The sequence below is a fragment of the Coprococcus sp. AF99-45 genome, from assembly GCF_027663865.1.
Taxonomy (GTDB): Bacteria; Bacillota; Clostridia; order Lachnospirales; family Lachnospiraceae; genus Allocoprococcus; species Allocoprococcus comes.
In genome coordinates, this window is sequence record NZ_JAQDGZ010000008.1 from 3971 (window position 1) to 24320 (window position 20350).

At 45.0% G+C, this 20350-nt stretch carries 22 protein-coding genes and 1 pseudogene; 1 reads left to right on the forward strand and 22 read right to left on the reverse strand.

Translation table 11 applies throughout. The features are described from left to right. From PGR14_RS07860 to PGR14_RS07940, 16 genes and pseudogenes are all read right to left on the reverse strand, one after another. Window positions 1-420 (reverse strand): annotated as a pseudogene (locus PGR14_RS07860) (NlpC/P60 family protein); the annotation flags it as partial. 387 nt (window positions 421-807) lie between these two features. Next, a complete protein-coding gene (locus tag PGR14_RS07870) occupies window positions 808-1107 on the reverse strand; it encodes a hypothetical protein (RefSeq protein WP_147357714.1) in 300 nt (99 codons plus the stop codon). Window positions 1108-1330: 223 nt separating this feature from the next. Continuing rightward, window positions 1331-2614: a bifunctional phosphoribosyl-AMP cyclohydrolase/phosphoribosyl-ATP diphosphatase HisIE gene (gene hisIE, locus PGR14_RS07875; protein ID WP_173685467.1), complete on the reverse strand. Its 1284-nt coding sequence runs from the start codon at window positions 2612-2614 to the stop codon at window positions 1331-1333. Window positions 2615-2636: 22 nt separating this feature from the next. Then, entirely contained in the window at window positions 2637-3227 is a 591-nt protein-coding gene (hisB, locus tag PGR14_RS07880) for an imidazoleglycerol-phosphate dehydratase HisB (RefSeq protein WP_270223212.1), read from the reverse strand. A 3-nt stretch (window positions 3228-3230) separates the two neighbouring features. After that, window positions 3231-4529, reverse strand: coding sequence for a histidinol dehydrogenase (gene hisD, locus PGR14_RS07885; protein ID WP_270223215.1), 1299 nt, complete (start codon window positions 4527-4529; stop codon window positions 3231-3233). Between the two features lie 5 nt (window positions 4530-4534). Beyond that, window positions 4535-5191, reverse strand: coding sequence for an ATP phosphoribosyltransferase (gene hisG / locus PGR14_RS07890; protein WP_022220614.1), 657 nt, complete (start codon window positions 5189-5191; stop codon window positions 4535-4537). Between the two features lie 10 nt (window positions 5192-5201). Beyond that, entirely contained in the window at window positions 5202-6440 is a 1239-nt protein-coding gene (gene hisZ, locus PGR14_RS07895) for an ATP phosphoribosyltransferase regulatory subunit (protein WP_055260536.1), read from the reverse strand. A gap of 148 nt (window positions 6441-6588) precedes the next feature. Further along, window positions 6589-7128: a Holliday junction resolvase RecU gene (locus PGR14_RS07900; RefSeq protein WP_055296634.1), complete on the reverse strand. Its 540-nt coding sequence runs from the start codon at window positions 7126-7128 to the stop codon at window positions 6589-6591. Next, a complete protein-coding gene (locus PGR14_RS07905; RefSeq protein ID WP_055157185.1) occupies window positions 7101-8126 on the reverse strand; it encodes an RluA family pseudouridine synthase in 1026 nt (341 codons plus the stop codon). The genes PGR14_RS07900 and PGR14_RS07905 overlap by 28 nt, the downstream gene beginning before the upstream one ends. Before the next feature lie 21 nt (window positions 8127-8147). Next, window positions 8148-8723: a hypothetical protein gene (locus tag PGR14_RS07910; RefSeq protein ID WP_055296637.1), complete on the reverse strand. Its 576-nt coding sequence runs from the start codon at window positions 8721-8723 to the stop codon at window positions 8148-8150. Window positions 8724-8735: 12 nt separating this feature from the next. Further along, a complete protein-coding gene (locus PGR14_RS07915) occupies window positions 8736-9515 on the reverse strand; it encodes an SDR family NAD(P)-dependent oxidoreductase (RefSeq protein ID WP_055296639.1) in 780 nt (259 codons plus the stop codon). A 24-nt stretch (window positions 9516-9539) separates the two neighbouring features. Next, entirely contained in the window at window positions 9540-11591 is a 2052-nt protein-coding gene (locus PGR14_RS07920; RefSeq protein WP_055296641.1) for a YgiQ family radical SAM protein, read from the reverse strand. Continuing rightward, the gene (locus PGR14_RS07925) at window positions 11591-12259 is read right to left on the reverse strand and encodes an HAD family hydrolase (protein WP_008370570.1); all 669 of its coding nucleotides are present in this window, start codon (window positions 12257-12259) and stop codon (window positions 11591-11593) included. Before PGR14_RS07925 ends, PGR14_RS07920 begins: the two co-directional genes overlap by 1 nt. Further along, on the reverse strand, window positions 12253-12957 hold the full coding sequence (locus tag PGR14_RS07930) for a pseudouridine synthase (protein WP_082424094.1): 705 nt from the start codon (window positions 12955-12957) through the stop codon (window positions 12253-12255). The genes PGR14_RS07925 and PGR14_RS07930 overlap by 7 nt, the downstream gene beginning before the upstream one ends. Continuing rightward, window positions 12954-14339 carry an RsmF rRNA methyltransferase first C-terminal domain-containing protein gene (locus PGR14_RS07935; RefSeq protein WP_270223226.1) on the reverse strand — a complete coding sequence of 462 codons (1386 nt, stop codon included), beginning with the start codon at window positions 14337-14339 and terminating at the stop codon, window positions 12954-12956. Before PGR14_RS07935 ends, PGR14_RS07930 begins: the two co-directional genes overlap by 4 nt. A gap of 38 nt (window positions 14340-14377) precedes the next feature. After that, window positions 14378-15196: a M23 family metallopeptidase gene (locus PGR14_RS07940; RefSeq protein WP_070098603.1), complete on the reverse strand. Its 819-nt coding sequence runs from the start codon at window positions 15194-15196 to the stop codon at window positions 14378-14380. 119 nt (window positions 15197-15315) lie between these two features. Between PGR14_RS07940 and PGR14_RS07945 the strand changes: the two genes are divergently transcribed. Further along, a complete protein-coding gene (locus PGR14_RS07945; protein WP_055260532.1) occupies window positions 15316-16254 on the forward strand; it encodes a nucleoside recognition domain-containing protein in 939 nt (312 codons plus the stop codon). A gap of 5 nt (window positions 16255-16259) precedes the next feature. Here the strand turns inward: PGR14_RS07945 and PGR14_RS07950 are convergent, their stop codons facing one another. The 6 genes from PGR14_RS07950 to PGR14_RS07975 all read right to left on the reverse strand — a co-directional run bounded on the left by PGR14_RS07950 (window position 16260) and on the right by PGR14_RS07975 (window position 20315). Beyond that, the gene (locus PGR14_RS07950) at window positions 16260-16871 is read right to left on the reverse strand and encodes a hypothetical protein (RefSeq protein ID WP_008370579.1); all 612 of its coding nucleotides are present in this window, start codon (window positions 16869-16871) and stop codon (window positions 16260-16262) included. 29 nt (window positions 16872-16900) lie between these two features. Beyond that, the gene (gene coaD / locus PGR14_RS07955) at window positions 16901-17380 is read right to left on the reverse strand and encodes a pantetheine-phosphate adenylyltransferase (protein ID WP_008370580.1); all 480 of its coding nucleotides are present in this window, start codon (window positions 17378-17380) and stop codon (window positions 16901-16903) included. A 4-nt stretch (window positions 17381-17384) separates the two neighbouring features. Next, window positions 17385-17960 (reverse strand): 16S rRNA (guanine(966)-N(2))-methyltransferase RsmD, encoded by a 576-nt coding sequence (gene rsmD / locus PGR14_RS07960; protein ID WP_270223227.1) that lies wholly within the window; start codon window positions 17958-17960, stop codon window positions 17385-17387. Between the two features lie 155 nt (window positions 17961-18115). Next, on the reverse strand, window positions 18116-19015 hold the full coding sequence (locus PGR14_RS07965) for a mechanosensitive ion channel family protein (protein WP_055260530.1): 900 nt from the start codon (window positions 19013-19015) through the stop codon (window positions 18116-18118). A 3-nt stretch (window positions 19016-19018) separates the two neighbouring features. Continuing rightward, the gene (gene pgeF / locus PGR14_RS07970; protein WP_055157169.1) at window positions 19019-19876 is read right to left on the reverse strand and encodes a peptidoglycan editing factor PgeF; all 858 of its coding nucleotides are present in this window, start codon (window positions 19874-19876) and stop codon (window positions 19019-19021) included. Window positions 19877-19937: 61 nt separating this feature from the next. Then, complete coding sequence (locus PGR14_RS07975) at window positions 19938-20315, reverse strand: YraN family protein (protein ID WP_055260529.1); 378 nt, start codon at window positions 20313-20315, stop codon at window positions 19938-19940. Window positions 20316-20350: the final 35 nt, after the last annotated feature.

Sequence of the window (20350 nt, forward strand, 5' to 3'; positions counted from 1 at the left end):
TTTTTCTGGAGCCTCTGGAATTTCTGGATTCTCCGGGGTTTCCGGAGTCTCTGGTTTTTCCGGTGTCTCTGGATTTTCTTCATTTCCAGGATTGTCCGGTATAGCTGGTGTCTCTGTCAGGCGTTCTCCTGTCTCCGGATCCACTTTCTGACCAGTCGAGGTATCTTCCAGATAGCCGGTTTCATCATTCAGCCTGACTGCTCCTCTTTCCATCATTCCCCGTACATAATCAGATACACTCACAAATACTTCCGATCCATCTGTCTTTTTTGCCTGCACTGTATTCTCTGCCACAACGGCCGTTTCTCCATCATCGGCAAATACCGCCATTGGCGAACCAAGAGCCATTCCAAATGCCAGAAGACTTGCCAGTGTCTTTGTCCCGATCCTTTTTGATACAAATTTGTTCCTAAACTTCAATAATTGATCCTCCTCTCGTAAATAGACTATAAGTTGTATGTTAATTTTTGAAGTTTTCAAAAAATTCTTCTTCGCATTAACAATTGCATTAATAAAATGTATAAAACATTAAATTTAGGAGTTCCATTCATCTTTTGTTTGATTATTTTTAATTATAGCACAAATTTAACCATATGTGGTGTTTTTTTGGTAAAAATACACAATTTCTACATTTATGGTTCCTGTTCATATTACTTTGTCAATATGTTACCTTGTTATGATCTGGATGATCGTCTTATCCGTTTCACGCATTCCCTTCTTTGCAAACTCTCCGATATTGCGGATTGTATTTTCTACACCTTTTTCTACAAGTCCGTCTCCGCCATAGAACTGCTTTCCTATCTTCTCTTACCAGACCCCAGTCATAATATCCGGTTGATACTCAATCTGTGACACGATCTGTGAGGGCGTATATTTCCAGATTTTCTCTCCTGTATAATCTGCCGCCACAAACATCCCAAAGATAAGGAAACTGATAAACATCCGCGCAAAGAAACTGCTTCCGCCATTTTCTTCTGAAGAATGTTCTCCATATAATCCCCTGTATACATGCTGATACCTTGGATGCACCGCCGGGATACTGCCCTTTCTCCATTTTTGACGTGACATCCTAAGCAACTCCTCGCGGCGTTCCTGTGATTCATTCATTCCAATCTCTCCCTTCTGCTAAAGCATCCAACTAAAATAAATATGCCTCGGTGCATTCTACACCGAACGCAGTTACTTGCAACATTCTTCTTTGCGCGAGTGCGCATCTTTGGCAGGTAGTTCTTTTCATTTACCAAAAAGTTCTTTCCCAATTTCAGACAAACAAAAAGGACATATACCTCTACCTCAGTATATGTCCCTCTTTTTTTCAAATATGCTATTTTTACCGTTTTGCCATCTCTTCCATGATGTCATCCCAGGTGATCCCGCGTTCTGCCATCAACACCATCATATGATACAGGAAATCGCACATCTCATATTTGAGTTCTTCCGGGTTCGGATTCTTCGCTGCAATGATGATCTCGGCAGCCTCTTCTCCAACCTTCTTCAGAATTTTATCAATACCTTTTTCAAACAGATAGTTCGTGTAAGATCCTTCCTTTGGATGCTCTTTGCGATCCATGATCGTATGATACACGCTCTCGAATACCTGCTGCGTATTGATTTCTTCATACTGATCCCCTACGATTGGCTGGAAGAAGCAGGTCGGATTGCCGGTATGACATGCCGCTCCTACCTGATCGACTTTTGCAAGCAGGGTATCTTTGTCACAGTCGATGGTCAGGGATTTGACATACTGAAAATGTCCGGATGTCTCGCCTTTTGTCCAGAGACTCTGTCTGCTCCGGCTGAAATAGGTCATCCGTCCGGTTTTCACTGTTTTTTCAAATGCCTCCTGATTCATGTATGCCACCATCAGCACTTCGGACGTCTTATAATGCTGTGTGACAACCGGAAGTAATCCATCGGAATTTAATTTAAATTCGGAAAAATCCATCAGACTCTCAAAGGATGTCATACGAATTCCTTTCTGGCTGCACTCTTCTTTGAAATCAGCACAATTGATTTCTCTCTGACTCACATACATTCCAGAAAGTCCTTTCACACCCGGGCATTCCAGGATCTTAAAAAGCTCTTCCTTTTCCAGTGTATCGGTCACAACCACACACGGAATATCTGTAATATTTACAACGGAATTCAGATCCAGACGGTGCATAAATACAATCTGGCTACTGTAAGTCTGGATCAGATGCTGCTGCTTAAATAATGCATCAAAGTCATTCAGTGACACCGCGATCTTCTCTTTTCCAAACCGCTTTGCCACCTCTTCGATCAGTTTCTGTGAATCCGGCTTTGAAAAATTCAGCATGGCACGCTTTGCACCGGTGTAGAGGATTTTCTTTACATCCTCCTGCCGCTTTACATTTCCTCCGGCAACCATCGGGATCCGAATCACGCGGTTGATCTTTTTCATCAGTTCAATGGACTCATCATGATCCTGGTCCGTACTTGACAGGTCAAATACCAGAAGTTCATCCGCCCCGTTATCACTGTACTCTTTTGCCAGCGCGATCACATCTTCAGATACAACTGTCGGGTCATCAAACCATTTTACCGCCTTCCCTCCAAGGATAAAAATGCAGGGAATCAATCTTTTATAACTCATACGAGAAACTCCTTTTATCTTTTTACAGACTGCCTTTTGTAGACCACACTTCTTTCATCCGTGGTTCTTCGGATACAGCCATATCAAGCGCTTTTCCAAATGCTTTAAATAACGCCTCTGCCATATGATGGTTGTTGCCGCCATCCAGGACTTTCAGGTGCAGGTTCATTGCACCGCTGTAGGAAACAGCATAGAAAAATTCTTTTACCATCTCCGTGTCCAGTTCTCCTAATTTGTCACAGGTAAATGTGGCGTCAAAATTCAGATATGGTCTTCCGGAAAGGTCGATTGCCGAAAGCACCAGTACCTCATCCATCGGAAGCATAAAATGTCCATACCGCTTGATTCCTTTTTTATCTCCCAGTGCTTTTGCAATGGTCTGCCCCAGCACGATTCCGGTATCCTCGATCGTGTGGTGGCTGTCTACCTCCAGGTCTCCGGTAACTTTGACAGTCAGATCAAAAAGTCCATGTCTTGCAAAGCCGGAAAGCATATGGTCAAAGAAACCGATACCAGTAGAAATGTCAGTTATTCCTGTTCCGTCCAGATTCAGTGTCATCTCGATCTGTGTCTCTTTTGTCACACGACTGCAGGATGCAACTCTGCTCTCCATCTTTTAGTCCTCCTCTTCAAAACGTACATGGATCGAATTGGCATGCGCAGTCAGCTGTTCCGCTTTTGCAAAGCTTTCGATATCCTTATGTACCTTCTGCAGTGCTTCTCTTGAATAAGAGATGATACTGGATTTCTTAATGAAATCGTCTACAGAAAGCGGGGAAAAGAATTTAGCGGTTCCGTTGGTCGGAAGGATATGGTTTGGTCCGGCGAAATAATCGCCCAGTGGCTCGCTTGCATATTCTCCGATAAAGATAGCTCCTGCATTGCGGATCTTGGTCATCACTTCAAATGGATTTTTTGTCTGGATTTCCAAATGCTCGGATGCGATCTCATTTGCCACGTCGATCACATCTTCCATCGTATCGGCAAGCAGAATATATCCGTAATTATCCAGAGATTTGGAAATGATCTCTGCTCTTGAAAGTTCTTTTAAGAAACCATCTACCTGATCGGATACCTCATGTGCCAGCTTTTCACTTGTCGTAACAAGAATTGCGGAAGCGAGCTCATCATGCTCTGCCTGGGAAAGCAGGTCTGCCGCAACATATCTCGGATTAGCTGTCTCATCTGCCACAACCAGGATTTCACTTGGTCCTGCAATGGAATCAATGCTGACATGACCGTAAACTGCTTTCTTTGCAAGTGCTACATAGATATTTCCAGGTCCTACGATCTTGTCAACCTTCGGGATACTCTCTGTTCCGTAAGCAAGGGCTGCAATTGCCTGTGCACCGCCGACCTTGTAGATCTTATCCACACCGGCTTCTTTGGCTGCAACCAGTGTATTCGGACTTACTTTTCCATTTTTTCCAGGAGGTGTTACCATGATGATCTCATCCACACCGGCAACCTTTGCCGGCATCACATTCATCAGTACCGAAGACGGATAAACTGCCTTTCCTCCCGGCACATACACGCCGACTCTGTGAAGCGGAGTGATCTTCTGCCCAAGAATGGTTCCGTCCGGTTTACTGTCAAACCAGCTGTTCTGACGCTGTTTTGCATGATAACTTTCGATATTGTCTTTTGCTTTGCGGATGACTGTAAGAAGTGTATCATCAACCTGCGCATATGCTTCTTCAATTTCTGCATCTGTGACTTCAATCGTATCTGCAGTAAGCTCTGCTCCATCAAATTTGGAAGTGTATGCAAAAACTGCCGCATCTTTTTCTTCTTTTACTTTATCTAAAATTTCTTTTACGCTTGCCTCATACTGTCCATAATTGTTCGGACTTCTTTTCAGCAGATCTTCCAGCAGATTTTTCTTTGTATCGCTGTTCAGCTTTTGTATTCTCATGTGCATTAAGCCTCCCTTTTTAATATACTTCTGAGTTTATAAAGAAGTTCCTTGATCCTGTCATTTTCCAGACGCATGCTGACCGGGTTTACGATCATACGTGCTGATAACGGGCAAACCTCATCGAGAACTACAAGTCCGTTCTCCTTCAGGGTGGATCCGGTTTCCACGATATCCACGATCACCTCTGAAAGGCCAACGATCGGTGCAAGTTCAATCGAACCGTTCAATTTGATAATCTCTACCGTCTGGTGTCTGGTATTATAAAAATAATCCTTTGCAATATTCGGATATTTTGTTGCCACACGGATCAGTTCGTGATTCTCCAGATATTTTTTCGCATCTGCCGGTCCGCATACGCACATCCTGCATTTACCAAAACCAAGATCCAGTACCTCATGTACCTTCTTTCCCGCTTCCAGAATCGTGTCTTTTCCGACCACGCCGATGTCCGCCGCACCATATTCTACATAGGTCGGTACATCCGGTCCCTTCGATAAGAAAAATTTGAGTTTTAATTCTTCATTCACAAAAATCAGCTTTCTGGAATCTTTATCTTTCATTTCCTCACAGGTGATGCCCAGTTCTTCCAGAAGCTCCAGTGTCTGTTTTGCGAGCCGCCCCTTACAGAGCGCAAATGTCAAATATCTTGTGTCTTTCATCGTCTCACCCCTACCCTACAATTTTCTCTTCGCCGGTCATCAGGTTCACCATCTGCACATCTCCTTTGCTGCGAAGATACAGCATGCTTCCTGCAAGACTGCGTTTTCCATAATCCACATAGAATTCCAGCGACTTATCCGATGCTTTCTGAAGGATCTGGGTATTCTTGTCCTTCCCTCTGAATTCCATGGCAAGCTGGATTGCATCCTTCAACCGTTCTTTATCATATAAGATCAGGGAACTCTTCTCGCCACTTGAGATCTGGATCTTCTGGCGGGAAAGTGCGCTCATCAGTTCATCTACTACGATCGCAAAACCGATTGCCGGCTCTTCTTTTCCAAACTTTTCAACCAGGTGGTCATAACGTCCGCCTTTTACAATGGCATCCCCGGTCCCAAAAGTGTATCCCCGGAAGATAATACCGGTATAATATCCGTAAATTCCGCTCATGCTCAGATCAAACGTAATGTACTGTTCCATTTTGTAGACAGATAAGATCGCGTAGATTTTTTCGAGACGCCGGATTGCTTTCATCGCTTTTTTGCTTGGCGCTACCTTTTTCGCCTCCTCCAGGATCTCCACACCACCGACCATCTCTGAAAGTGCAGAAAATGCTTTTCTTGACACCGGTTTTGCATCAGCCTCTTCTAAAAGTTCGTCTGCACCGAAAAAGTTCCGGTTGTTAATCAGCTCACGCAGACGTTCTTCTGTCTCATCATCAATCTCGGATTCCTCGATCAGACTCTGGAAAAAGTCTACATTTCCTATACTGATCTGAAATTCTTCCAGTCCGGCATTCTTCAGACAGTCAATGACAAGTGCCAGCATCTCCGCATCAGCATCCGCCGCATCCAGTCCGATCATCTCCGCGCCCATCTGGGTACTTTCCTTTAATCGTCCCTGATAACTGGAATGATTGATAAATGTATTCCCCACATAGCAAAGCCTTGCCGGGAGCTCATCATCCTTAAATAAAGTTGCCGTCGCACGTGCGATCTGCGGAGTGATATCCGGTCTTAACACCAGTGTGTTGCCGTCTCTGTCAAAAAATTTATATAATTCCCTTGAAGGAATGGTTCCGATCTCTTTTCTGAATACATCAAAATATTCATACATAGGAGTCTGGATATCATGATATCCGTACAAATGCAGAGTCTTATGAAGTCGGTTCTGAAGTGCCAGCTTTTTGGCGCATTCTTCATGATAAATGTCTCGGACCCCTTCGGGTGTATGTAATAACTGCTCCATAGATTGTAACTCCTCTTTTTTGTTTATTTGTCACTTTAGCATGTTACCATATTAAAACGTGACCTTGTTGTATTATACGAACTTTGACGCGGCTTGTCAAGCCTGCATACTCAGAAGTTCTATCCTGCTAATCTCTTTTCCATGCTTCTTATCTTTCTTCCCGGTGATTCAGATCCTTCTGGAGCATCTCCAGATACGGAACGAATACGCCCTGCCTTAGCTGCATAAAATATTCCTCATCCAGTTCTTCAAAGCGTACGCTTTTTCGTCCGCCCTGCTTCATCCGCTCCCAAAACACTTCTATTTCTTCAAAGCGCATGTAATAAAGCAGGTTTTTTGTACTGTAATAGATAAGAAAAAAGGAAATTCCATCCTGTTTTTCAAAATCCCGCATAAAGTTCATCTGGTGTTCATGGATATTGTGTAGTGGAAAGGTATCCATACTGCACTCTTTTGCGTCAAAACATACGGGAATTCCCTGTACTGCTCCAATATAATCGACCGTACTGCGCTGGTCAAAATAGGCCAGCGTGATCTGGCGGTGATCTTTGTCCATTCGTACCGGAGTGATCGGTGTCGGGATTTTCTGAATGAGCGCCAGTCCCTGCTGCTGATAGCGTTCATTCGTCCGGTTAATAAAATCCTCCAGCGTTGAACCTCTTAGCCCTCTTGAATTCCAGGTTCCCATTCTAATCCTTCTCCTTTTATGATGGTTGTAAATCTTTCCGGAAGAGGCGCGGTAACCTCCTTTTCCGATACCTTTGCAAGCGCATCCTCTCTTTTCGGGAACTGCATTTTCCATGCATGTAAAAGTTGATATTTTAACGCATATTTTTTCCTGAAAATAGAATTAACCTTTGGATTACCATACTTGCTATCCCCGATGATCGGATGACCGGTCGAAGACAGATGTGCACGGATCTGATGGGTCCGTCCCGTGATCAGATGCACCTTCAGAATCGTCTGCTGACCATTATCCGCAAGCGGAATATACTCTGTGGCTATCGGCTTTGCCTCGCCTTTTGCTTCTTTCAGAATTTTCACCTGATTGGTCATCTCATTTTTCAGAAGATATCCTTCGATCTTCTGACGGTCTTTTATCACCCCATCCACGATCGTGAGATAATATTTTTTCACGGTCCTGTCTCTTAAAATCTCGCTGAGCTGCTGTAATCCCGCAAGGCTTTTCCCTGCGGTTACAAGACCACTGGTATTCCGATCCAGGCGGTTACAGACAGATGGGCGGAAAGTAGCAAGCTCAGCAAGTTTCAAATCGCCTTTTTTCAGCAGATAAGCGATCATATATTCATTCAGGGAAAGGTCAGACGGTGCTGCTTTCTGGGAAAGCATGCCTGATGGTTTGTTCAGGATCAAAATATCCGGATCCTCATAGATTACCGACAGCCGGATGCTGCTTTCTATTGCCCGTGCAAGATCTGCCGGAAGTTGCTTTTCTGCTCCCGGTGCCCCTGCGAATTTCTGCCAGGTATCATCTGAGAGAAATACTTCAACCTGGTCTCCTTTTGTCAGTTTTTCATTTCCCTGCGCTTTTTTCCCGTTTAACTTGATGTTCTTTTTCCGCAGCATCTTGTAAACAAAGCTCATCGGCGCATTACTTAAATATTTTCCAAGAAGCTTGTCCAGACGCTGTCCTGCTTCATTTGACGAAACGGTTATTTTCTGCATGCTTTTAATTCCTCCTGCCTTTTACAGTGAAATGTCCAGAAGGAGTCCTTTGATCATCTCTTCGTGTTTTCTTGTATCCTGCTGTTCTACAGAAGCAATGTTGTTCATTCCCTCGGCGCGGGTCAGAAATGCTTTATAATCATGGAAAAGCTTGACCACCACCTTGTCGAACTGGTTCTGCTTCATAATGGATTTGATATGCTTTGCGGCATAGTCCACATCCACTTTTTTCACCGGCACATAGCCGCAGATCGTATTGTTGTAAATTGCAACAGCTGCTATCGGCATTGCCTTTTTCTCACTGGTGATCACAAGATCGTATGCAACGGTAAGTTCTTCGGTGACAGCCGAGATTTCAAGCTCAGTTGCCTCATCAATGGAATCATGCGGCATGACCATGATCAGATTGACCAGGATCCGGCTTGCCGGAAGACATCCGAGTACCGCTACTACAGTGAGCAGATTGAGCTTTGTCTTTGTTGTTACATAACCGGCGATCACCAGTGCGGCAACCAGTCCAAAAGAGACAACAGCTTCCAGTATCAATAATCGTTTTCTTCTGCGCAGATAACCTGCATCTCCTTTTTGTATCTTCATCTTGTCTTTCGCTTACTCCTTCGTTATTTTCTCCATCATTGACATGGCTTTTAAGATCATTCCATGCGGAAGCACTTTGGTTGCTGCTTCTGCCCCTTTCATTGCCGTGCCATATACAGAAACCTCTTTTTTGTATTTGGCATCAATGAGCGCCTGCTTTACAACCTGTACCGGATCTGCCATCACAGCCTCTTTCATGCCACCGGGCAACTTCCCTGACACTTCAAAAAACGGGGTGTCCACAGGTCCCGGGCAGACCGCTGTGACGAAGATTCCTTTTTCCTTAAGTTCAGCTGCAAGGCTTCTTGAAAAGCTCAGTACATACGACTTTGTCGCTGCATAAACTGCGAATTTTGCCTGCGGGCAAAAAGCTGCTGCGCTTGCCAGGTTGATGATCCTGGTTCCTTTATGCATCCAGGGCAGACAGGTACAGGTCATTTCGGTCAGTCCCCGGCAGTTCAGGTCGATCATGCGGAGCTGAAGTTTCTTGTCTTCCTTTGCAATCTCCTCTACTGTCCCGGTCTTTCCGAATCCTGCTGCATTGACCAGCATACGGATATCAGGATTCTGATTCTCCAGCCGGTTTTTCACCTGCTTGTATACCAGATCCTCTTCCATGTCCCCTGCAAAGATCCGGATATAGATCTTGTGGCTTTTCTTAATCTCTTCCAGCTTCTTTTCACTGCGGGCGATCACCCAGATTTCATCCAGTTCCTTGTAAAAACGTTCAATCTGTCTGACAAATTCTTTTCCCATGCCGGAGGATGCCCCGGTAACAATCGCAATCTTCATAAGCGGTTCTCCTTTCTCCTGTGACTACTTCCGTTTGTGTACATTACGGATGGATTTCTTTTTTTGCGGTCTTGACGAGGACTCACCTCTGCCGTTTCCTGTAAATGCAGGTTTTGTATTCTTATGCCCTGCATTTGAATTTTTATAATTTCCGTTTGTCTTTCCTGGATTTTTGTTATTTCCATTCGGGTTTTTGCTCTTTCGGTCCGTGCCGCCATGAGTTCCGCCATGGTTTCTTCCGCTGTATCCATTCTTCTCCTGCATTTTTTCAGAATGCAGTTTTCTCGGACGGATCAGACATTTTTCATCGAATCCTACCAGATCCATACGGTCTGCGATTCGCAGTGCCTCCATGACCAGATCATAATTCTTCGGATTCCGGTACTGGATCAGTGCTCTCTGCATTGCTTTTTCATGCGGATTCTTCGGCACATACACCGGCTTCATCGTCCGCGGATCTACACCGGTATAATACATACAAGTGGAAATCGTAGACGGTGTCGGGTAGAAATCCTGTACCTGCTCCGGCATATAACCGAGATCCCGCAGGTATTCGGCAAGCTTTACCGCTTCTTTCATAGTAGAACCCGGATGGGACGACATCAGATACGGAACCAGGTACTGTTTAAGTCCAAGCCTTTTATTGATCTCTTCGTATTTGTGGGTAAAACGTTCATAAACTGCATTTTCCGGCTTGCCCATCATCTGAAGAACCGGGTCTGCTACATGCTCCGGTGCAACTTTCAGCTGACCGCTGACATGATACTGACACAGTTCTTTGAAAAACGTGTCATCCGGATCCGCCAGCAGATAGTCAAACCGGATACCGGAACGGATAAATACTTTTTTGACTCCAGGTATCTTTCTGAGATCCCTGAGAATGCTTAAGTATTCTTTATGATCTGCGATCAGATTTTTACACGGCTTTGGAAAAAGACACTGTTTGTTCGTACAGGCCCCGTATTTTAACTGTTTCTTACATGCCGGTGCACGGAAGTTCGCGGTCGGTCCGCCTACATCATGAATATATCCTTTGAATTCCGGATCTTCCGGAAATGTCTTTGCTTCAGCGATCAGTGATTCCTTACTTCGTGTCTGAATGATCCTTCCCTGATGGAATGTCAGTGCACAAAAACTGCAGCCTCCAAAACATCCCCTGTTGCTGATCAGACTGAATTTGATCTCCCGGATTGCCGGAACTCCACCTGCCGTCTCATAAGATGGATGATAGGTCCGCATGTAAGGAAGTGCGTAGACATCATCCATCTCCTGCTGGGTCAGCGGTTTTGCCGGAGGGTTCTGTACCACATACAGATGATCCGAATAGGGCTCAACCAGCCGCTTTCCAGAAAATGGATCTGTGTTGCAGTACTGTCTGTAAAAGCTTTTGGCGTACAGAAGCTTATCTTTTTTCATCTCTTCATACGGTTCCAGAATCTCTGCATCATACACACTGTCCAAATTCTTGACCTTGCAGACTGTTCCATCGATATAGGTAATGTCCTTGATATCCAGTCCGGCATCCAGTGCCTCTGCAATCTCAATGATCGAGCGTTCGCCCATTCCATAAGAAACCAGGTCTGCACCCGAATCCAGAAGAATGGAACGCTTAAGCTGGTTGGACCAGTAATCATAATGTGCAAGTCTTCTAAGACTCGCCTCGATACCACCCAGAATGATTGGTGTCTTCTTATATGTCTGACGGATCAGATTGCCGTACACAACTGCTGCATAATCCGGTCTCTTTCCCATCACTCCGCCCGGTGTATAAGAATCCTGCTGCCGTCTTTTCTTTGATACAGAATAATGGTTGACCATGGAATCCATATTTCCCGCCGACACCATAAATCCAAGCCGCGGCTCTCCAAATTCTGTAATACTTTCTTTATCCTTCCAGTCAGGCTGTGCAATGATCCCCACGCGGAAGCCATGTGCCTCTAAAAGGCGGGTGATGATCGCATGTCCAAAAGACGGGTGGTCTACATAGGCATCTCCGCTTACATAGACAAAGTCTACCTGATTCCACCCCCGTTCTTCCATCTCTTTCCTGCTGATCGGTAAAAATCCATGATTCATTATAATACCTCGTATGTCTGATTGGTAATGTCTTCATAACTGTGAATAAAATAGTCGGCAAGTTCCCGCTTTTTCGCATCCTGTGGGCGTGAAAACCAGTCGTCCACCGCGCATACACGCATTCCTGCATTTTTCCCGGCAAGGATTCCCATCGGAACATCTTCAAATACCAGACAGGCAGAAGGATCTGCACCCAGCTGCCCAGCCGCCTTCAGATAAACATCCGGTGCCGGTTTCCCTTTATTCACTTCGCAGCTTGTACAGATCGTATCGAAAAGATGGGTGATCTGCCTTGCCTTTAAAAATTCTTCCACCAGTTTCCGGTCATTGCTGGTTGCGATTCCTGTCCGGATCCCTTTCTCTTTCAGCATCTCCAGAAATTCCTTTACCCCTGGCTTTAGTGTGACCTCTTTTGTATATTTATCCACAGACATATCATACCATTCTTTTTTGATCTCCTCCACAGTATGCGGAAGCTCCGGAAAAATCTTCAAAAAGTACTGCGCTGTCTCGGTATAGCTCATCCCTTCCATTGCCTCATGAAAATCTTCCGGCGGATTCAGATGATATTTTCTGATATAATCTTCATCTATCGCTGTCCACACCCACATGGAATCTACCAGAGTCCCATCCAGATCAAAAATGACAGCTTTAGTATGCTCTAACATAATTTTTTTATCTCCTCTTCGGTCAGTGACCGGTATTCTCCCTTTGTAAGTGTCTTATCCAGAGCAAGGCTTCCCATAGAAAGCCGCTTCAGATAGATTACCTCTTTGCCGACTGCATGAAACATCCGCTTCACCTGATGGAAACGTCCTTCAGTGATCGTAAGCTCGATTTCCGACTCCTCCCCACTTTTCAGGATTCGAAGATCTGCGCTTTTAGCCGGCGTATCGTCTCCAATATCCACTCCATCTGCAAATGCTTTCACATCAGATTCATCTACCTTTCCCTGTACTTTCGCATAATACACCTTATCCACATGCTTTTTTGGGGAAAGCAGGCGGTGTGCCAGTTCTCCGTCATTGGTGATCAGAAGAAGTCCTTCCGTGTCCTTATCCAGACGTCCTACCGGGAACAGATCATTTCTTTTTTTATCTGTGATCAGATCCAGAACTGTCTTGTCCCGGTCATCTTTTGTTGCGGAAATAACACCTGCCGGTTTATGGAGCATATAATACTCTTTTTTAGCGTATCCAATCTGTTTTCCTTCAAGACTTACTCTCTGTGTGTTCTCATCGATTTTAAGTTCCGGTTTTTTCACCGTCTCCCCATCAACCATAACACGTCCGCTGCGGATCAGTTTTTTGATTTCACTTCTGGTTCCCTGCCCCATCTCGGCAAGATATTTGTCTATGCGCATCATGCAGACTGATTCCTCCATCCAGGCAGATATTTGTTCTTCAAAGTTCCGTTCGTGACTTTTCCCCATCCAAGCGGGAAACCGTCTGTACAGACCAGATGCCAGCCTTTTGCCTTAGCCGGAATCAGATCCTCCACATCGATTGTCTCACCTTTCAGATAACGCATCAGTCGGTTATCATCAGAAGACAGGTTCAAAGTATGCGCGTACTCTTCCATTTTCAGGTTCATCGCCAGTGCCTGGCTCGGTTCAAAACGCTTTTTCTTCAGTTCGCCAAGGAGCAGTCCGCTTCTTAAAAATCTTGCGCCTTTCAGTTCCGGAAGATTCTCCGGCATATAGTACACGCGCTCTCCATGGATATCCAGTCTCCACGGCTTCAGATCCCACTTTACATCACGGAAGAATTCCTCCAGCTCTGCCGGGATCTTCTTCACTTTCTGTTCTGCGACCGGGGAAGACGGGCAGATTGCATCCTCACTCTTTTTCAGCAGTGCGAGGTAATGTCCCTCCCCTTTCATATGATGTGGAAAAATACGGACAGTCTTAGCAAAATCCGGATCCTTTGACTTGGTTACTTCCGGCCTGCCCGGTGCAAATCCTTCATATCCTGCGATTTCCTGAATCTCGAATTCCGGATATTCACCGAGCAGATATTCGATCGTCCCCTCATTCTCCAGTGGATCAAACGTACAGGTTGAATACAGCATCATGCCACCCGGCTTTAACATTCTTGCCGCCTGGGTGATAATGCTTCTCTGCAGCTTCGAGAAAAATTCCGGTCCATGTTCTTCCCAGGCGCGTACCATCTTCTTATCCTTGCGGAACATCCCTTCCCCCGAACACGGCGCATCGATCAGGATCTTGTCAAAATAACCGCTGAAATAGCGTTCCAGTCGTCCAGGTTCTTCACTCATGACCAGCATATTGCCAATCCCGAAAACTTCCAGATTCTTTAAGAGTCCTCTTGCTCTGGAGCTGCTGATATCATTTGCGACCAGAACACCTTCGTTCTGAAGCTTCGCTCCAAGCTCGGTTGCCTTTCCACCAGGTGCGGCACAGACATCCAGTACCCGGTCCCCCGGTTCTACCGGAAGACGGTTCGCCGGTGTCATTGCACTCGGCTCCTGCAGGTAATAAAGTCCTGCAAAATAATACGGATGCTTCGCAGGAGATATCTTCTCTCCGTCATAGTAAAAACCGTTGTCGATCCACGGGATCGGTGTGATCTCAAACGGACAGATCTTCACAAAATCCTCCACAGAAATCTTCTCCGTATTCACACGAAGTCCGTAATATCTCGGCTCGTCATAACATTTTATATAATCCTCAAATTCATCTCCGAGGAGTGCCTTCATCTTCTCTTCAAATTCATTTGGTAAATTTATCATTCTTTCGTCCTCCATATCATTTAAGTATAGCATAGTTAGAAAGAACAGGAAAGTTTTTTCTCCCCGGCAAGTCTTAAAATCCAATAGGGATTGTAGCTGGTTTCTTCGCCGTCCGGATAGAGATAAATTCCCAGATGCAGATGCGTGGCAAACATCCCTTTCGTCCCCTCCGGACCATATCCGGTATTTCCCATAAATCCAATGATATCCCCTGCCTTCACCTCGTCCCCCTCCTGATAACTTCCATAAGAGTCCAGATGTGCATAATAGAAATATGCACCGGACGGTGCGGTAATCCCGATCCTGTATCCTCCCTTTTCCAGCCAGCCTCTTGCCGATACTACCCCATCTGTCATACTCACAACAGGATAGAGACCGGGGATATCTTTCGATGCCATCAGATCACAGCCTTCATGTCCCCTTTTTCCTCCGTAGGTGCGCTCTCCCATCCAGCTGTCCACAAAAGATACCTGATACTGTGGATGTTTCGGTGATTCCGGAACAGGAAAATAGCGGATATCATTCCAAAGAGCTGTACAGATCTTTTCAAAAGATTTCCACTCTTCTTTTTCCGACCATTTTTCAAACAGCTCTTTTTCGTTATCCTGTGGAAACAGGCTGTTTTCCAGAAAATAAATGGCATAAAGTCTTCCTCTTTTTTCATGATCTGTCTTCGCAAGAACCTGGAAAAACGTCTCCTCCATCCCAAGCTTTCTGAATTCTTCTGTGCTTCCTGTTTTTAGGTTCAATCGGCTTTTTTTAGCTTTCTCGTTGATCTGTATGCTTGCTGCCACGCAAAAAATCAGTAATAAAAAAAGGAGCAGAAGCGATCTGCGTTCCAGTCTTTTTTTCAAGATTTCTCCATTTTTCTTTTATTCTATTCACACTGAATCTCTTCTATGCACATGTACCCCGGTATATCTGTCTGCGTTTTTTCATAAACTATTGCAAAAGAATACGGCAGGTATACACGATGAAAACAAAAAAACTGTCTGTGTTTTTTCTGATCGGACTTTTCCTTCTGATGCTTTTTTCCCCGGAAACCGTTGCCACAGGTGCCGCAAACGGACTGCTGCTCTGGTATAGGCAGGTGCTTCCGGTGCTCTTTCCTTTTCTTCTTATAACCGGTCTTATGATCCGCACAGAGAGCATTTCCCTGATCAACCATACCCTTTCTCCAATTCTGAAGCCTTTTCTTGGCATTTCTGAAAATGCTTCTTTTTCGGTGGTCTGTGGATTTCTCTGTGGCTTTCCAGTAGGGGCGAAATCCTGCTCTGACCTGACTGATAAAGGGAAAATTTCTTCTGCCGAAGGAGAATACCTGCTTTCCTTCTGTAACAATGTCAGTCCTGCGTTTCTGACCGGGTATGTGGCAGTACAGAGCCTCAAGCAGCCTGAAATGGCGCAGATCTGTCTGCTTTTTCCTATCCTTGCCGCACTGTGCTGCTCCTTTTTGTTCCGCAGATGGTATCTGCCACGGAATCCTTTTGCGGTCGTAGAAGAACAGGCTGATCCCAGACAATTTCTTCCTTTTTCCAAGGCTCTTGACGAAAGTATTCTGTCAGCATGTGATTCCATCACGAAAATCGGCGGATATATGATCGTTTTTTCAGTGCTCATTTCTTTTATGGCAAAACTTTCCTTTCAAAATTTCTTCTGGAAATTGTTGCTTCTTCCCGGAGTGGAACTGACCGGGGGAATCCGCATGCTCTGCCAGCTGGACCTTACTTCTGAACTGCGGTTTCTTCTCGTCATGGCGCACTGTTCTTTTGGAGGAGTCTGCGCGCTTTTCCAGACAAAATGCATGATCCGATCCCAGAACTGGTCTTTTCCTCGCTATATAGCAGAAAAGCTGATTACCGCAATGGTAACCAGCCTGTTCGCTTTTTGCTATATGAAATTGTTCGGATAAAGAACTTATTCCCTCTGTCCCTGATCCGTCTGTCCGGCTTCTCCGCCGAATTCTGCTTCCAGTCCGCGTGAGGACTTATCCGGAACTTCCAGTTCTGCACGGTTGTTACGGACAACATCATAACATTCCTGAAGGGATGTTACCAGACTGTCATACTTGCTTGTGTAACTGTTCAGTGTATGACCGATGATGCTTTCAGCATTGGCAAGAAGATCATCTGTATACTGCACTGCCCCGATACGGATATCGTTGGCATCATTAGTCGCATTATCCAGAATCTGCTGTGCCTGGTCTGTTGCTGCCATAACGATCTCGTTTGCCTGTGCATATGCCTGCTGCATGATCTCATGCTCGCTTACCAGTTCACTTGTCTGTGCATGTGCTTCTTCAATCATGCTTTCTGCTTTCTGTTGTGCATCCGCAAGGATCGCATCCTTGTTCGCAATGATCTTCTGATAACGCTTGATCTCATCAGGTGTCTTCATACGAAGTTCACGGAGAAGTTCATCGATCTGGTCTTTATTCACGATAATCTTTGTAGTTGATAATGGCTGAAACTTACAGCTGTCAATGTACTCTTCAATTTCTTCAATAATCTGCTCAATACGGCTGCTCATAATTTTGCACTCTCCTTCTTGTCACAGACCTACTGTGACATCTTTTCTTTTATACTTTTGGCGACAGTCTCCGGCACGAACTGGGAAATATCCCCTCCGAAAGCTGCGACTTCTCTTACGATTGTAGAGCTAAGGTAAGAATACTTGAGATTGGTTGTAAGGAACATGGTTTCTACTTCCGGTTCAAGCTTATGATTCGTCTGTGACATCTGGATCTCATATTCAAAATCTGTGATCGCACGCAGTCCGCGAATCACAAGACGTGCCTTTTGCTGTCTTGCAAATTCTACAAGCAGCCCGTCGAAAGGCACTACTTTCACGTTGCCGAGATCTTTTGTCACTTCCTTTAACATTTTAACACGTTCTTCTACAGAAAACAACGGGGTTTTTGCTTTATTCATCAATACTCCGATTATAAGTTCGTCTACAATTTTACTGCTCCGGGTAATAATATCCAGATGTCCGAAAGTTACCGGGTCAAAGCTTCCCGGATAAATTGCTCTTATCATGAGTCTACTCCTCCACAGATATAAATACATGCATATTGGTCTTGTATTTCTTTTGTTTGATCATTAAAAAACCAAGTTCCTCCAAATAAGAAAAATCAGTCGCCAAAGATGCTTCCACGATGATCAGTGCATCCTTTTCCAGCAAGTCTGATTTTGCAAGATAAGTAAGCACCTCTTTTTCCAGCATATGGTTGTACGGTGGATCCATAAACACATAATCGAATTTTTCTCTTCCATCCAGCCTGCGAAGTGCCGAAAATACATCCTCCCGGATTACTTCCGCCTGGTCTGCAAGCTGTGTCTTTTTCAGATTCTCCATAATGCACTGGATTGCATTCGGATTGTTTTCCACAAAAACCGCCTTTTTTACACCTCGGCTGATCGCCTCAATCCCGATTGCCCCGCTTCCGGAAAAAAGATCCAGAAATGTACAGTCACAAAGTCCGTGTGCGATCATATTGAATAAGGTTTCTTTGGTTCTGTCGGTTGTCGGACGTGTCTCCATTCCTTTTACCGTCACAAGTGGTATTCTTCTGGCTTTCCCTGCTATGACTCTCATCTTATCGTTCTCCTGATTTATGATGTCAGAAACTACTCCATCATTTCAAAACATAGGGTGTTTTGTCTTTTAACCCTGACAACATATTATACTTATTTGTGATTATTTTGTCAATTTCCCCGCTTGTATTTTACCAGATACATTTTTTATATCTGTCTTTTTTCAGATACAAAGCTCTATTTTTCCGACTCCATATGTGCCTGATGGACAGTGATCTGCTGATATGGAATATCAATATGATTTTCATCCAGTGTCAACTTGATATTTTCCAGCATCCGCCATCTTGTCGGCCAATACTCTTCACTTTTTACCCAGGCACGGACACCAAGCACCACTGAACTGCTCCCAAGCTCATTTACAAAGACATTATGTTCCATACTCTGGATGACGGACGGATCATTTTTTACAAGTTCCTGCAGCAGTTTCTTGGCAAGGCGCAGATCCGCTTCATATGCAATATCCACCTTCAGATCCAGCTGACGGTAATCTTTGTCCGTCACATTGGTAAGGCTTGTGTTGGCAAGTGTTCCATTCGGCACAATGATCGTCTTGTTGTCAATGGTGGCAAGCTTAGTGTAGAAGATCTGGATCTCTTTGACCGTTCCTTCATTGCCATGGCTGTCTTCTATAATATAATCCCCGACAACAAAAGGTTTCAAAAATAAAATCAGCATCCCACCGGCAAGGTTGGAAAGACTTCCCTGCAGGGCAAGACCAACTGCCACACCTGCCGATGCAACCGTTGCTGCAATCGATGCAGATTCTACACCGAGCGAATTGATAATTGCCAGAAACAGCAGAATATGAAGTCCGTATTTCAACAGAGAATCCACAAACTGTCTTGCACCGGTATCCGAATTGGCGCGTTCCATGGATGCCCGCGTAATCTTGCGGATCCAGTTGATCACCTTATGGCAGATGATGAATATGAGCAGCGCCATCAGAATCCGGATTCCAAACGCAATCAGGTCCGGACCTTTCTCCTGAATGAATTTGTTAAATCCGGTGATTGTATCCACCGTATCCTGCACGGTCTCCTCTACCTCACTTCCTGCGGCTGTCTGTGTCAAAAGCATGTTTTATCCCTCCTTCAGTGCAATAAATGCTGCAAGATTCCCCCTCTTTCCTTTGGATGCGCGATGGGAAAATAAAAGCTCCGGGTTGCAACAGGTACACACATTAGTAACCGCCATATGTTCCGGTCTGATCCCTGCATCTGTGAGAACCAGTTCATTTGCCTTCCAGAGATCCAGCTGGAACTTTCCATTCTCCTTGGCATAGAACAGACGGTCATATTCAGACTCTCTGAAATTTGCGCGGAACATATCGATCACATCTTCACTGACTTCATAGCATTCCTGACAGATGGACGGTCCCACACAGGCAAGGATATTCTTTGGATCACAACCGAATTCTTTCTGCATCTTTTCAACCGTCACCTGTCCCATCCGGTTCACAGTGCCTCTCCAGCCGGAATGGCTGGATGCTACCACCTTTTTCACCGGATCCAGAAACAGAAGCGGTACACAGTCCGCGTAAAATGTCACCAGACAGATCCCCGGTACATTTGTGATCAGTCCATCTACATCTGTGTAATCTTTTTCTCTTGTAACACCTTTGCCGGCATCTTCTCTTGTCACGATCCGTACGTTCGTCGTATGGGTCTGATGCGTGCAGACCATATGCTCCGGCTTCACGCCGATTGCAGCTGCCATTCTTCTGTAATTCTCGTCCACATGCGCGGGATCATCCCCTCTGGTATAGCTCAGGTTCATGCTTCCCAGGAAACCTTCACTCACTCCTCCAAGTCTGGTCGAAATTCCATGTTCTACAAGCCCTTCCTTTTCAAGGATCGGATATTTGAGAAATGGTACGCCAGCACTTATGCATTCGTCAAAGATATGCTCCTCGTTTTTATATTTTAATCCTATTTTCATCTGTACTCTCCCGTATTGTGATATCTGCAGGCAGCCATCTGCCTTTCCCCGGTATCATAAATCATACAATTCCAAAATCTCCGCAGTACTCAAATACATTTTTCCGCAAAGAAATCTTATTCCCCGCGATTCCTATTACATCGAAGCGGCATGGTATCTCTGTGCAGCCGTTCTTCATCAGATAATAAACGGCCGCTCCGGACAGGCGCATCTGTTTGGGCACAGATACCGCCTCCAGAGCAGCCGAAAGCCCTCCTGTTTTGCGAAATTTCACCTCACAAAAGACCAGATATTCTCCGTCTTTTGCAACAATGTCAATCTCCGCATAACGGCAGCGGAAATTATACTCCAGTATCCGATATCCTTGCTTTTCCAGAAATTCACCTGCTATTTTTTCATATTTTGTACCGGTCCTTCGCCGGTTTTTTTCATTCTCCAATCGCCTTTTGGATCTGATCTTCTACCTGTTCTGAC

What these genes read in the sequence shown, in the direction of transcription:
- PGR14_RS07870 (WP_147357714.1), bottom strand. Translation starts at nt 1,107, where the DNA reads ATGAATGAATCACAGGAACGCCGCGAGGAGTTGCTTAGGATGTCACGT.
- hisIE (WP_173685467.1), bottom strand. Translation starts at nt 2,614, where the DNA reads ATGAGTTATAAAAGATTGATTCCCTGCATTTTTATCCTTGGAGGGAAG.
- hisB (WP_270223212.1), bottom strand. Translation starts at nt 3,227, where the DNA reads ATGGAGAGCAGAGTTGCATCCTGCAGTCGTGTGACAAAAGAGACACAG.
- hisD (WP_270223215.1), bottom strand. Translation starts at nt 4,529, where the DNA reads ATGAGAATACAAAAGCTGAACAGCGATACAAAGAAAAATCTGCTGGAA.
- hisG (WP_022220614.1), bottom strand. Translation starts at nt 5,191, where the DNA reads ATGAAAGACACAAGATATTTGACATTTGCGCTCTGTAAGGGGCGGCTC.
- hisZ (WP_055260536.1), bottom strand. Translation starts at nt 6,440, where the DNA reads ATGGAGCAGTTATTACATACACCCGAAGGGGTCCGAGACATTTATCAT.
- PGR14_RS07900 (WP_055296634.1), bottom strand. Translation starts at nt 7,128, where the DNA reads ATGGGAACCTGGAATTCAAGAGGGCTAAGAGGTTCAACGCTGGAGGAT.
- PGR14_RS07905 (WP_055157185.1), bottom strand. Translation starts at nt 8,126, where the DNA reads ATGCAGAAAATAACCGTTTCGTCAAATGAAGCAGGACAGCGTCTGGAC.
- PGR14_RS07910 (WP_055296637.1), bottom strand. Translation starts at nt 8,723, where the DNA reads ATGAAGATACAAAAAGGAGATGCAGGTTATCTGCGCAGAAGAAAACGA.
- PGR14_RS07915 (WP_055296639.1), bottom strand. Translation starts at nt 9,515, where the DNA reads ATGAAGATTGCGATTGTTACCGGGGCATCCTCCGGCATGGGAAAAGAA.
- PGR14_RS07920 (WP_055296641.1), bottom strand. Translation starts at nt 11,591, where the DNA reads ATGAATCATGGATTTTTACCGATCAGCAGGAAAGAGATGGAAGAACGG.
- PGR14_RS07925 (WP_008370570.1), bottom strand. Translation starts at nt 12,259, where the DNA reads ATGTTAGAGCATACTAAAGCTGTCATTTTTGATCTGGATGGGACTCTG.
- PGR14_RS07930 (WP_082424094.1), bottom strand. Translation starts at nt 12,957, where the DNA reads ATGATGCGCATAGACAAATATCTTGCCGAGATGGGGCAGGGAACCAGA.
- PGR14_RS07945 (WP_055260532.1), top strand. Translation starts at nt 15,316, where the DNA reads ATGAAAACAAAAAAACTGTCTGTGTTTTTTCTGATCGGACTTTTCCTT.
- PGR14_RS07950 (WP_008370579.1), bottom strand. Translation starts at nt 16,871, where the DNA reads ATGAGCAGCCGTATTGAGCAGATTATTGAAGAAATTGAAGAGTACATT.
- coaD (WP_008370580.1), bottom strand. Translation starts at nt 17,380, where the DNA reads ATGATAAGAGCAATTTATCCGGGAAGCTTTGACCCGGTAACTTTCGGA.
- PGR14_RS07965 (WP_055260530.1), bottom strand. Translation starts at nt 19,015, where the DNA reads ATGCTTTTGACACAGACAGCCGCAGGAAGTGAGGTAGAGGAGACCGTG.
- pgeF (WP_055157169.1), bottom strand. Translation starts at nt 19,876, where the DNA reads ATGAAAATAGGATTAAAATATAAAAACGAGGAGCATATCTTTGACGAA.